Source organism: Streptomyces sp. MS06, from assembly GCF_047200655.1.
Taxonomy (GTDB): Bacteria; Actinomycetota; Actinomycetes; order Streptomycetales; family Streptomycetaceae; genus Streptomyces.
Genome location: NZ_JBJZOJ010000003.1, coordinates 151,280 through 163,502, shown reverse-complemented (window position 1 = coordinate 163,502; position 12,223 = coordinate 151,280). Strand labels below are relative to the sequence as shown.

12 protein-coding genes are annotated in these 12,223 nt (G+C 74.6%); 6 read left to right on the top strand and 6 right to left on the bottom strand.

Going from position 1 to position 12,223, the window contains the following annotated elements:
* Window positions 1-44: 44 nt before the first annotated feature.
* Window positions 45-1,355 (top strand): MFS transporter, encoded by a 1,311-nt coding sequence (locus ACL02U_RS02810; RefSeq protein ID WP_412788959.1) that lies wholly within the window; start codon window positions 45-47, stop codon window positions 1,353-1,355.
* On the opposite strand, the gene ACL02U_RS02805 is transcribed toward ACL02U_RS02810, so the two are convergent.
* Complete coding sequence (locus ACL02U_RS02805) at window positions 1,356-1,589, bottom strand: hypothetical protein (protein ID WP_412788958.1); 234 nt, start codon at window positions 1,587-1,589, stop codon at window positions 1,356-1,358.
* Between the two features lie 174 nt (window positions 1,590-1,763).
* Here ACL02U_RS02805 and map point away from each other — a divergent pair, with 174 nt between their 5' ends.
* Window positions 1,764-2,621: a type I methionyl aminopeptidase gene (map, locus tag ACL02U_RS02800; RefSeq protein ID WP_412788957.1), complete on the top strand. Its 858-nt coding sequence runs from the start codon at window positions 1,764-1,766 to the stop codon at window positions 2,619-2,621.
* A 123-nt stretch (window positions 2,622-2,744) separates the two neighbouring features.
* Here map and ACL02U_RS02795 read toward each other — a convergent pair whose 3' ends face one another.
* Window positions 2,745-3,389, bottom strand: coding sequence for a PhzF family phenazine biosynthesis protein (locus ACL02U_RS02795; protein ID WP_412788956.1), 645 nt, complete (start codon window positions 3,387-3,389; stop codon window positions 2,745-2,747).
* A 433-nt stretch (window positions 3,390-3,822) separates the two neighbouring features.
* On the opposite strand from ACL02U_RS02795, the gene efeO reads away from it, so the two are divergent.
* Genes efeO through ACL02U_RS02775 form a run of 4 tightly spaced genes read left to right on the top strand, consistent with a single transcriptional unit; the run spans window position 3,823 to window position 8,110 of the window.
* Window positions 3,823-4,962, top strand: coding sequence for an iron uptake system protein EfeO (gene efeO, locus ACL02U_RS02790; protein ID WP_412788955.1), 1,140 nt, complete (start codon window positions 3,823-3,825; stop codon window positions 4,960-4,962).
* A gap of 13 nt (window positions 4,963-4,975) precedes the next feature.
* Window positions 4,976-6,271, top strand: coding sequence for an iron uptake transporter deferrochelatase/peroxidase subunit (gene efeB / locus ACL02U_RS02785; RefSeq protein ID WP_412788954.1), 1,296 nt, complete (start codon window positions 4,976-4,978; stop codon window positions 6,269-6,271).
* Window positions 6,272-6,276: 5 nt separating this feature from the next.
* Window positions 6,277-7,149, top strand: a complete 873-nt coding sequence (gene efeU, locus ACL02U_RS02780) for an iron uptake transporter permease EfeU (protein WP_412789001.1) — start codon at window positions 6,277-6,279, stop codon at window positions 7,147-7,149.
* On the top strand, window positions 7,109-8,110 hold the full coding sequence (locus tag ACL02U_RS02775; protein WP_412788953.1) for a hypothetical protein: 1,002 nt from the start codon (window positions 7,109-7,111) through the stop codon (window positions 8,108-8,110). Before efeU ends, ACL02U_RS02775 begins: the two co-directional genes overlap by 41 nt.
* Window positions 8,111-8,185: 75 nt before the next feature.
* Here the strand turns inward: ACL02U_RS02775 and ACL02U_RS02770 are convergent, their stop codons facing one another.
* The 4 genes from ACL02U_RS02770 to ACL02U_RS02755 all read right to left on the bottom strand — a co-directional run bounded on the left by ACL02U_RS02770 (window position 8,186) and on the right by ACL02U_RS02755 (window position 12,180).
* The gene (locus ACL02U_RS02770; protein ID WP_412788952.1) at window positions 8,186-8,923 is read right to left on the bottom strand and encodes a bifunctional DNA primase/polymerase; all 738 of its coding nucleotides are present in this window, start codon (window positions 8,921-8,923) and stop codon (window positions 8,186-8,188) included.
* Between the two features lie 389 nt (window positions 8,924-9,312).
* Window positions 9,313-10,356, bottom strand: coding sequence for a small ribosomal subunit Rsm22 family protein (locus ACL02U_RS02765; protein ID WP_412788951.1), 1,044 nt, complete (start codon window positions 10,354-10,356; stop codon window positions 9,313-9,315).
* 270 nt (window positions 10,357-10,626) lie between these two features.
* Window positions 10,627-10,995, bottom strand: a complete 369-nt coding sequence (locus ACL02U_RS02760; protein WP_412788950.1) for a hypothetical protein — start codon at window positions 10,993-10,995, stop codon at window positions 10,627-10,629.
* Between the two features lie 108 nt (window positions 10,996-11,103).
* Window positions 11,104-12,180 (bottom strand): serine hydrolase domain-containing protein, encoded by a 1,077-nt coding sequence (locus ACL02U_RS02755; protein ID WP_412788949.1) that lies wholly within the window; start codon window positions 12,178-12,180, stop codon window positions 11,104-11,106.
* Between the last annotated feature and the right edge of the window lie 43 nt (window positions 12,181-12,223).

The window sequence follows — 12,223 nt, the reverse complement described above, 5'->3', positions numbered from 1 at the left end:
AAGCGGTTGCCGCGGTCGGCGTTCACGGCGGACCGTTGCCCCTCGTGACCGACGACTCCCCCGCACCCGCCGCCTCGCGGCGCGGCACCCTGCTGCCCGACCTCGCCCCCTGGCGGGCCTCCGCGGACTTCCGGCGGCTGTGGCTGGCGGGGCTGGTGTCGAACTTCGGTTCCTTCCTGACCTTCGTGGCACTGCCGGTGCAGGTGAAGCAGCTCACCGGCTCGGCCGCGGCGGTGGGTGCGCTCGGCGCGGTGGAGCTGCTGCCGCTGGTGGTGTGCGGGCTGTACGGCGGCGCGCTCGCGGACGCCTTCGACAAGCGGCGGCTGATCCTTTGGACGGAGGCCGGGCAGGGGCTGCTGAGCGCGGTGCTGCTGGCCGACGCGCTGCTGCCGCGTCCGGCGCTGTGGCCGCTGTACCTGGTGGCCGCGGTGTCCTCGGCGCTGGGCGCGGTGCAGCGGCCCGCACTGGACTCGCTGTGGCCGCGGATCGTGGCGCACGCGGACCTGCCGGCCGCGGCCTCCCTGAACTCGCTGCGGTGGACGGTCGGCGGCGTCGCGGGGCCGGCGCTGGCCGGCGTGGTCGTCGCCTGGGCGGGACTCGGCTGGGCGTACGCCGCGGACGTGCTGACCTTCGCCGTCTCGCTGGCGTACATCCGGCGTATCGCCCCCTCCCCCGCCTCGCACGAGGCCTCGCGGCCGTCCCTGCGCTCGATCGCCGAGGGCGCCCGGTACGCCTGGAGCCGCAAGGAGCTGCTGGGCACCTACGCCGTCGACCTGGCCGCGATGTTCCTGGCGATGCCGCTGGCCGTGCTGCCGTTCCTCGCGGACGGGCTGGACGCGGCGTGGTCGCTGGGCCTGATGTACGCGAGCATCCCGGCGGGGGCGCTGCTGGTGAGCCTGACCAGCGGCTGGACCGCGCGGATCCACCGGCACGGGCGGATGGTCGCGGTGGCGGCCGCGGGGTGGGGGCTGGCCGTGGCGGCCGCCGGGGCCTCGGGCAACGTGTGGCTGGTGCTGCTGTTCCTGATGCTCGGCGGCGGATGCGACATGGTCAGCGGGATCTTCCGGTCCGCGATGTGGAACCAGACGATCCCGGACGAGCTGCGCGGCCGGCTCGCCGGGATCGAACTGCTGTCGTTCTCGGTGGGCCCGACGCTCGGCCAGGTCCGCGCCGGGTCCACCGCCGCCTGGCTGGGTGTGCGGGCGTCGGTGGGTGCCGGCGGGCTGCTGTGCGCGGGCGCGGTCGGGCTGCTGGCGCTGTGCCTGCCGCAGCTGATCGGGTACGACGCGCGGACCAGCGTGCACGCGGTGCGGCTGCGCGAGCGGCGGGAGGCCGCCGCCCGTGCGGGGACGTGATCAGTCCTCGTCGGCCGCTCCGCCCGCGGGGGTGTCGTGCCAGCGGGGGTCGTTCTCCCACTCCAGGTTGCGCTCGCGTGCGGTCTGCATCGCGTGTTCGGCCTCCTGCCGGGAGGCGTAGGGGCCGAATCGGTCCTTGGCGGGGCACTCCGGGCCCTCCTCGACCTTCCTGTGCTCCAGGCAGTAGTACCACTCGCCCGGTTTCCCGACCGTCCGCTTCTTGAACAGGGCCATGCCGGCTCCTTTCGCCCTTCTGATCGCCACGGACATGGTCGCCCACGGCGGGGGTGCCGCGCCCGGCGACAGGCGACGTCTGCCCCGCATCGGGGCGCGGCACGCCCGTGCGCGGCACCGGGCGCCGTTGCGGCGCGGGCGGGTGCGGCCCGGCGCGGGACTAGACTCGCCGGCATGTCTGGCCAGTCACTGCTCGTCCCAGGGGAGCTGTCTCCCACCCGTTCCGTGCCCGGAAACATCCGCCGCCCCGAGTACGTCGGAAAGCCCGCGCCGACTCCGTACTCGGGCCCCGAGGTGCAGACCCCGGAGACCGTCGAGGCGATGCGTGTCGCCGGCCGGATCGCCGCGCGGGCGATGGCGGAGGCGGCGAAGATCATCGCGCCGGGTGTGACGACGGACGAACTGGACCGGGTGGCGCACGCCTACATGTGCGACCACGGCGCCTACCCCTCCACGCTCGGCTACCGCGGCTTCCCGAAGTCGCTGTGCACCTCGGTCAACGAGGTGATCTGCCACGGCATCCCGGACTCGACGGTGCTGCGGGACGGCGACATCGTCAACCTGGACGTGACCGCGTACATCGGCGGGGTGCACGGCGACAACAACGCCACCTACCTGGTCGGGGACGTGGACGAGGAGTCCCGGCTGCTGGTGGAGCGGACCCGGGAGGCGCTGAACCGCGCGATCAAGGCGGTCCGGCCGGGCCGGCAGGTCAATGTCATCGGCCGGGTCATCGAGTCGTACGCGAAGCGCTTCGGCTACGGCGTGGTCCGCGACTTCACGGGCCACGGCATCAACTCGTCCTTCCACTCGGGCCTGATCATCCCGCACTACGACAGTCCGCACGCGACGACGGTCATGCAGCCGGGGATGACGTTCACGATCGAGCCGATGCTGACGCTCGGCACGCACGAGTACGACATGTGGGTCGACGGCTGGACGGTCGTGACGAAGGACCGCAGGCGGACCGCGCAGTTCGAGCACACGCTGGTGGTGACGGACACCGGCGCGGAGATCCTCACCCTGCCCTGACCCGCCCGGACCCCGGTGCCCGACCGGGGCGCAGTGCCCGACCGGGGCGCAGTGCCCGACCGGGGCGCAGTGCCCGACCGGGGCACGGTGCCCGACCGGGGCGCGGTCGCCCGCGCCCCCGGGTCAGCGTTCCAGGGTCACGCGTCCGCCGATCTCCACCCAGCCGTGCGGCTGGGGTGCCGTGAGGAGCTGCGAGCCCGCGCCCTGGGTGATGTTGAGGGCGCGGCCGAGCCGGTCGGTGAGCAGCAGGGCCGCCGCGCCCGTCGCCTCGTCCTCGTCGATGCCGTCGTCGCGGCCGGGGAAGGCGCGGGCGCGGATCCGCCCGGCGGGTTCGTCCTCCCAGGCCCAGGCGTAGATCCACTCCCCCTTCGGCGGGACGGGCAGGTCGTCGACCTCGGCGGCGGTGGCGTACCGGCGCAGCGTGCGCGGCGGCGCCCACTCCGCGCGGGCCTCGATCCAGCTGAACTCGCCGTCCAGGCGGGTGCCCGCGGTGCCGGCCGGGGTGACCAGTTCGGGGACGTCCAGCAGCCAGGCCGTACCGACGCACGGGTGCCCGGCGAAGGGCAGGCGGGAGGTGGGTGTGTAGATGTCGATGACGCCGCGCTCGGGGTCGTCGACGAACACCGTCTCGCTGAAGCCGAGTTTCGCGGCGAGCGCCTGCCGGTCGTCGCGCCCGGGCAGTGCGGAGCCGTCGCGGACGACGCCCAGTTCGTTGCCGTATCCGCCGTTCGGAGCGCAGAACACGCGCAGCACGTCGTAGTCGGTCACAGGGGCATTGAAGCATCAGGCGGGCGGCCGGGCGCCGGCCCGGCGGCGCCTGCGGGGAGCGGCCGGGTACAGGCGAGCGGACGCGGGCGGCGGGTTGCGGGACGGGGCGCACGGGTCGGGCCGTCCGGTGGGGCGGGCGCGCCCGGGCGTGCTGCCGTGCGCCGGCCGGGCGCGGGCGGCCGGGCGCCTTCGGGTCGGGGCACGGCGGCACGCACCCCACCAGGTCACTTGACTGTTCATTGACTTCCGCTTGACTCTTGCTTTGCCTTCTCGTGATCGCCCCGCGTCCGTACCGCCTCCGTGAGACCTGAATCACGGCATGAAGGGGCCCAGGTGAGGTAAGCCTCCGATAAGTTAGGCGAGCCTCACCAACCTTCCGGGTGGGGCGAACCTCCGCTTCACCGACAGCAAGCCAGAGCCGCCAGGAGCCCGCATGCGAGCCGCCAGACTCTCCGTCACCACCGCCGTCGCCACGGCCGCGGTACTGACCGCCGTCACCGGCTGCACCCAGAAGAGCACCGCCGGCGGGGACGGCACGATCGAGGTGACGGCCGCCGACTCCACCTGCACCACCTCCACCAAGTCCGTCCCGGCCGGGCGCGTGACCCTGCAGATCGAGAACAAGGGGTCGAAGGCCACCGAGGTGGAGATCCTCTTCCCGGACGACCGCATCGTCTCCGAGAAGGAGAACATCGGCCCCGGCACCAAGTACACGCTGACCGCCGAGGTCAAGGCGGGCTCCTACGAGATCGCCTGCCGCCCCGGCATGAAGGGCAGCGGCATCCGGCAGAAGCTCACCGTGGCCGGCGCCGGCACCCCCGCCGAGAACGACCCGCGCCTGGACAAGGCCGTCGCCGCCTACCGCGCCTACGTGCAGGCACAGGCCGACGAGACGCTGCCCAAGGCCGAGGCGTTCGCCGCGGCGGTCGGGAAGGGTGACCTGGAGGCCGCCAAGCAGGCCTACGCCCCGTCCCGCATCGGCTGGGAGCGCACCGAGCCGGTCGCCGAGTCCTTCGGCGACATCGACCCCGAGGTCGACGTCCGCGAGGACGGCCTGGAGCCCGGCCGGAAGTGGACCGGCTGGCACCGCCTGGAGAAGGCCCTCTGGAAGGACGGGAGGATCGGCGCCGACGAGAAGGCGCTCGCCACCAAGCTCGTCACCGACCTCAAGGACTGGCAGAGCCGGGTCGGCAAGGCCGACATCACCCCCAGCTCCATGGCCAACGGGGCCAAGGAGCTCCTCGACGAGGTCGCCACCGGCAAGGTCACCGGCGAGGAGGAGCGCTACTCGCACACCGACCTGGTCGACTTCAAGGCCAACCTCGAGGGCGCGCAGCAGGCCTACGAACTGCTCAAGCCGGTCGCCCGGGAGAACGACGAGGCGCTGACCGCCGAGCTGGACAAGCAGTTCGCCGCGCTGTCCGCGCTGCTCGACAAGTACCGCACCGGCGCCGGCACCTACGCGTTCACCTCGTACGACAAGGTCGGCGAGGCCGACCGCAAGAGCCTGTCGGACGCGGTGAACGCGCTCGCCGAACCCCTGTCCAAGCTCGCCGCAGCCGTCGTGAAGTGAGAGGTAGCCGACGATGACGGAGTCCCAGAAGACCGCTGACGGTACCGGGGAAGCCGCCGCGCGGGCGTCGTCCCCCTCGCGCCGCTCCCTGATCGGCTGGGGCGGTGCCGGGCTCGCGCTCGGCGCCGCCGCGGCCGGCGGCGCGGTCGCGATGGCCCGGGCCGGCGACGACATGGAGCCGGCCGGCGCCGCGATGGGCGGCGCGGTGGACTTCCACGGCGCCCACCAGGCCGGCATCGCCACCCCGGTGCAGGACAGGCTGCAGTTCGCCGCGTTCGACGTCAGGACCGAGGACCGGGCCGCGTTCGTCCGCCTGCTCAAGGACTGGACGCAGGCAGCCCGCCGGATGACCGCCGGGAAGCCCGTCGGGGACGGCGCCTACGGCGGGCTGCCCCAGGCTCCGCCGGACGACACCGGCGAGGCCCTCGGCCTGAAGCCCTCCCGGCTGACGCTCACCATCGGCTTCGGGCCGTCCCTGTTCGAGAAGTTCGGCCTCCGCGACAAGCGGCCCGCGGGCCTGGTCGACCTGCCGAAGTTCCCCGGCGACAACCTCGAGGCGAACCGCAGCGACGGCGACCTGTGCATCCAGGCCTGCGCCGACGACCCGCAGGTCGCCGTGCACGCCATCCGCAACCTGGCCCGGATCGGCTTCGGGACGGTGGCCGTGCGCTGGTCCCAACTCGGCTTCGGCAAGACCTCCTCCACCACTCCGGACGCGCAGACCCCGCGCAACCTGATGGGCTTCAAGGACGGCACCCGCAACATCGCCGGGACGGAGACGGACCGGCTGAAGAAGTTCGTGTGGGTGGACGGCAAGGACCTCGACGGCGCCTCCGCGTGGATGGCCGGCGGCTCCTACCTGGTCGCCCGGCGCATCCGGATGAACATCGAGACCTGGGACCGCACTTCGCTGCGCGAGCAGGAGGACGTGTTCGGCCGCGACAAGGGCGAGGGCGCACCGGTCGGAAAGGCCTCCGAGCACGACGAGCCGTTCCTGAAGGCGATGAAGCCCGACGCGCACGTGCGGCTCGCCCACCCCGACTCCAACAGCGGGGTGGCGATCCTGCGCCGCGGCTACTCCTTCACCGACGGCACCGACGGACTCGGCCGCCTGGACGCCGGCCTGTTCTTCCTGGCCTACCAGCGGGACGTGCGGAAGGGGTTCATCCAGATCCAGCAGAACCTCTCCCGCGGCGACGCGCTCAACGAGTACATCCAGCACGTGGGTTCGGCGGTCTTCGCGGTTCCCCCCGGCGTCCGCGACTCCGGCGACTGGTGGGGCAGCACGCTGTTCCCCGAGGAGGCGTGAGACTCGTGTTCTCCAACTACCTGATCGGCCTGCGCGAGGGGCTGGAAGCCAGTCTCGTCGTCTGCATCCTCATCGCCTACCTCGTCAAGACGGGCCGCCGGGACGCCCTGCGGCCCATCTGGACCGGCATCGCCATCGCCGTGGCGATCGCGCTCGGCTTCGGCTGCGTCCTGGAGTTCGGCTCCCAGGAGCTGACGTTCCAGGCGCAGGAGGCGCTCGGCGGCAGCCTGTCGGTCCTCGCGGTCGGCCTGGTGACCTGGATGGTGTTCTGGATGCGGCGCACCGCCCGGCACCTGAAGGCGGAACTGCACGGCAGGCTGGACGCGGCCCTGGCGATGGGCACCGGCGCGCTGGTGGCCACCGCGTTCCTCGCGGTGGGCCGCGAGGGCCTGGAGACCGCGCTGTTCGTGTGGGCGTCGGTGCACGCCGCCTCCGACGGCACCCCCCGCCCGCTGGTCGGCGTGGCGCTCGGACTGGCCACCGCGGTGCTCCTCGGCTGGCTGTTCTACCGCGGCGCCCTGCGGATCAACCTCGCCAAGTTCTTCACCTGGACCGGCGGCATGCTCGTCGTCGTCGCCGCGGGCGTGCTCGCCTACGGCTTCCACGACCTGCAGGAGGCCGGCTGGCTGCCCGGCCTGACCCACCTGGCCTTCGACGTCAGCGGCACCGTCGACCCGTCGAGCTGGTACGGGACCCTGCTGAAGGGCGTGTTCAACTTCCAGCCCGACCCGACCGTGCTCCAGGTCACGGTGTGGCTGCTGTACCTGGTCCCGACGCTCGCGCTGTTCCTCGCCCCGATAGGGTTCCCCTCCGGGAAGGGGAAGGTGGAGGAGCGCGATGAGCAGGGAACGCGGCCGTCGCAGGCCTCGCAGGCGTGAGAGCGGCGCTCGCATGGCGGCCGCCCTCACCGCCGTGGCGCTCACGGCGAGCGGATGCGTGGTGGTGCACGGGGAGCGCGCGGTGCTGCCCGCCGCCGGCCGCGGCGAAGCGGCCGAGGCGCTGCGGCAGTTCACCGAGGCGTACAACGCGGCGGACAAGGCCTACGACGGTTCGCTGGACGCCGGCCGCACCACCGGGGCGCTCGGCGACATCGACGCGGCACGGCTGAAGGCCGGGCACGTCAACCACCCGCAGGGCAACTCCTCGTACACGCCGCTGGAGCTGACGGACGCGAAGTTCACCGTCCCGAAGAAGGCGGGCTGGCCGCGCTGGTTCCTCGCCGACACCAAGGCGAACAAGGGTGCCGCGGCGCGCTGGCTGCTGGTGTTCGTGCGCCACGACCTCGACGAGCCCTGGCGGGTGGCTTATCTGACGCTGGTCGCGCCGGGCGCGGTGCCCGCGTTCCGGAAGGACGCCGACGGCTGGGCCGAGACGGTCCCCGTGCAGTCGGCGGGGTTCGCCGTCCGGCCGGACGAGCTGAGCCGGAAGTACGTGCACTACCTCCGGGACGGCGGCGGCGTCTTCGCGGACGGCACCCACACCAGCCGGTGGCGCGCCGAGCGGGAGCGCCGGGCCACCCGGCCGGGCCTGGTCACCCAGTACATCGACGAGCCGGTGGCCGACGGCGACTACGCGCCCCTGGCGCTGCGCACCGCGGACGGCGGCGCGCTGGTGTTCTTCACCACCCGCCACTACCAGAAGCAGACCGCAGCCGCGGGCGCCTCCGTCCCCACCCCCGACAAGGGGGTGCTGGCCCTGACCACGGGTGAGATCAAGCAGTCGCTCACCATGGACACCCTGTCCAACGAGGTGGCCCTGGACCCGCGGCAGGGCGCCGACGACGGGAAGGTCCACGTGCTGGGCCGCATCCAGGGCCTCATCTCCGCGCAGGGAGGCTGACCCGGTCCCGGGTCCCCGGCCGCCGGCCGGGTGCGGCCGGCCCCGCCGGAGGACTCCTCCGTCCTCCGGGAGCCGTCAGTGGCGCAGGGGCCAGGCCGCCTGCGCGTGGTCGGGCTCCGCGGCGGCGTACCGGGCACAGGCCTCGGTCAGGATCTCCAGCAGGCTCAGCGGGTCCGGCAGCTCGTGCTCCGGGCCGCGCAGCCAGTGCACGGCGCGGCCGTCGTCGCCGGGCAGCCGGGCGGGCGGCACCAGGACGTAGGAGCCGCGGCAGTGCCAGCGCAGGCCCGGATGCTCGTCCATGGTCTCGGGGTGGCAGTCCAGCTCGCACGGCCACCACTCGTCCTCGTCCTCGGGGGTGCCGCGGGTGAGGGTGAAGAACAGCATGCGGCCGTCGTCGCTCTGCGCGACCGGTCCGACGTCCACTCCGGAGGACAGGAGCCGGTCCAGGGCCTGCCGGCCCGCCTCCACCGGCACGTCGAGCACGTCGTGCACCGTGCCGGTCGCGGTGATGAAGTTGGCCTGCGGCTGGTGCCGGGCCCAGCGCTCGACCTGCGCCCGGTCGGTGGTGGACTGCGTCTGCCAGGCGAACGACACCGGGTGCCGGGCCGGGGTCGGGCAGCCGACCCGGTCGCAGGAGCAGCGGTAGCCCGCGACGGGGTGTGCGGCGGGTGCCAGGGGCAGCCCGGCAGCGGCGGCGGCGAGCAGCAGGGGCTCACGGCCGTCCCCGTCGGCGGGGCCCTGGGGGGCGCCGCCGCGCAGCCAGTGGGTGAGTCTGCCCCGCAGACCGTTCCGGGCGCCGAACTCCGCGCTCATCTGTCCCCTCGTCTCGCTGTGGTGCCGACAGCATGCCCTATGGTCGCACCCTCCGGCGCCTCGGGGGGCCGGAGCCCGCGCACGGGGCGGCGGGGGCGGTGGGGGCACGGGGGCAGGACGTACCCCGCACCGGGACGGCACGCCCCGAGTACCGCCGGGACGGGCGGCAATGAGCGGTGGCGGTTCAAGGGCGGGCCGGGGGCCGTTGCGCGGCGGGGGCCGGGGGCCGTTGCGCGGCGGGGCCGGGGGCCCGGTGCGCGGCGGGGGCCGGGGGCCCAGTGCGCGGCGGGGGCCCGGTCCGGGGCGGGCGCGTTCCGCGCGGGGCGGGACCAGCGGGGTGGAACGAGCGGGGCGGGACCGGACCTCGGGGAGGGAACGCGGGGAGGGCGTCAACCCGGGTTCCCGTCGGACGACGACGGCGACGGCGACGGCGGCGGCGGCCAGGGGTCGCCCCAGTCGGCGTCGCGGGCGGCCCGGTACAGGTCGCCGTGGCGCTTGGTGACCGTGGTGCGGCGCAGCCGCGGTTCGGGCTCGCACAGGTCGAGCAGGACCTGCCCCTTGCGGATCTGCGGCCTGCGGACGATGCGGGCGGGGGTGGGCGGGCCGGCCTCGGCGGGGAGGCGCACGGCGGCGACGTAGGCGAACTTCTCGTCCTCGTGGGCGAGCGAACCGCCCTTGACCCGCCGGTGCAGGGAGGAGCGGCTGACGCGGGCGGAGAAGTGGCACCAGTCGGTGCCGGGTGCGATGGGGCAGGCCTCGCTGTGCGGGCAGGGCGCGGCGATGCGGAAGCCCGCGCCGGTCAGCCGGTCGCGCGCCTGGAGGATCCGGGTGTAGCCGTCGGGGGTGCCGGGCTCGACGATCACCACGGCCCGGGCGGCTCGTGCGGCGGCGTCGACGAGGGCGGTCCGGTCGTCGGGGGCGAGTTCGTTGAGGACGTAGGAGACGGTGACGAGATCGGTGCTCTCCAGGGTGAGCGCTGCTCCGATCCGGGAGCGCTGCCAGCGGGCCTCCCGTAGGGCGGGCCGTGACGCGGCGATCTCCCGGCCGAGGGCGAGCGCCGGTTCGGCCCAGTCGAGCACGGTGACCGGCCGGGTGCCTTCCCAGACCGCGCTGACCGCCCAGCTCGCCGCTCCGGTGCCGCCGCCGACGTCCAGGTGACCGGCGGGTGTCCAGCCGGGCACGGAGTCCGCGAACGCGGTGAGTGCCGCGCGTACCGCCTCGAACGTGGCGGGCATCCGGTAGGCCGCGTACGCCACCACGTCCGCCCGGTCCCGCAGGATCGGCGCGTCGGTCGGGGTGGCGCCCCGGTAGGTGGCGATCAGCCGGTCCACGGCCTGCGCGGCCTGCCGGGACGGAAGCCCGTCGAGCAGTCCGGCGAGGGCGTCGCGGAGGGTTTCGGCGGGGGGCGCTGCCGGGGATGCGGGGACGTTCACCCGGCGATTCTCGCAGAGTCCCGGAGCCGCCGGGGCGCCGCCGGCCGCGGCCCGCGAAGTGCCGCGGCCCGCCCGCCGGGAGGCGCCTGCCGGGGAGTCCCACCACCCGCCGGGGGAGCCGCCGCGCGCCCGGCCGCGTCGCCCGGCGGACCTGGGCGGCCCGTGCGATCCCGGCCCGGCGGCCGGTCACGGGCGGCCGGGCACAGCCGGCGCGGTCGGTCACCCGGCGCGGTCGGTCAGCCGGCGCGGTGATTCACCCCGCGCGGTCGGTCAGCCGGCGCGGTCGGTGAGTTCGTCGGCGAACACCTGGGACAGCGGCTGCGGTCCGACGTACTGCTGGCAGTTGCACTGCGCGGACTCGTAGCGCACCGGCTTCTTGTTCTCGTCCCAGGCGGTCGGCACCTCGACCCGCTCGTGGCACTTGCCCTTCTTGTCGTGCTTGGCGAGGTGGTGCGTGCAGCCGCAGACCGGTTCCGGCGGCTGGTGCGCGGCCTCCACGGCCAGGCGCTCCTGCCGGTCCGCCTCCAGCACCTGCATGCGGCGCTCGTGCCGGTTGCGCAGCGCGGTGCGGACGTTGTCCGCGATCCAGGCGAACCCTCCCGTCCAGAACACGATGAGGACGACCCATATCCAGTCCATCAGCCCCCCTGGCCGCGTCCGGCGCCCCCTCCCCGACGGCGGAGGCAGGTTCCCAGCATAGGTGCAGCCGGGCCGGGCGGACCGCGGGGCGGGCCCGGCGCCGGACGCTCATCTGACCCGGTCCCGAGCGGCCCGTACCGCCCGGGCGAGCCGGGTCGCCGCCGCCGCCCGCGGGGTGCTGTCGGGGGCGCGGCGGCGGGGGTGGACCGTGTTCGCCAGCAGCACCAGGAAGGTGTCCGTCGCCGGGTCCAGCACCAGCGAGGTGCCGGTGAAGCCGGTGTGCCCGGCCGCCCCCCGGCCCGCCAGTTCCCCCATGAACCACCGCTGGTCCACGCGGAACCCCAGGCCGGGCGGCGTCAGCAGCAGTTCGACGAAGTCGGGGCCGAGGATGCGGGCGGGGCCGTAGGAGCCCCCGGCGAGCAGGGTGCGGCAGAACACCGCCAGATCGCGTCCGGTGGAGAAGAGGCCGGCGTGCCCGGCGACGCCGCCGAGCGCCCACGCGTTCTCGTCGTGCACGACCCCGCGCAGCATGCCCCGGTCGGCCTTGGCCCACGGCCGCCGCTGGTCCTCGGTGGCGGCCGCGCCGGGGCAGGGGCCGAAGCGGGTCGCCGCCATCCCCAGCGGGCGGGTGATCCCGTCCCGCACGAGCACGTCGAGCGGGCGGCCGGTGAGTCGTTCCAGGAGCTGCTGCAGGAGCAGCAGGTTCACGTCGGAGTACCGGTACGCGCCGGGCGGCCCGGTCGGCGGCTCGGCGCGCAGCAGCGCCAGCCGCTCCTCGTCGTCCCGGCAGTCGTACAGCGGCAGCTCGGCGGGGAGCCCGGAGGTGTGGGTGAGCAGCTGGCGCACGGTGATCCCGTGCCGGGCCACCCCGGTGAACTCGGGCAGGTAGGCGCCGGCCCGGGCGTCGATGCCGAGGGTGCCCCGTTCGATCTGCTGGACCGCGGCGACCGCCGTGAACAGCTTGGTGAGGGAGGCGAGGTCGAACGGGGTGTCCACGGTCGCCCGCACCCGGTCCGGCTCGGGCAGTTCGACGCCGGCGTCCGCCCGCGGATCGTAGGCGGAGTACCGCACGGCCCAGCCGGCCGCCTCCTCCACGGCGACCACCGGGCCGCGCCCGGCGACCACGACGGCGCCCGCGGCCCAGGGGCGGTCCCCTGCGGTGGCGTCCCCGACCTCCGTGACCATCCGTTCCAGTTCCCCGGGGTCCAGTCCGGCCCGCTCCGGCGTG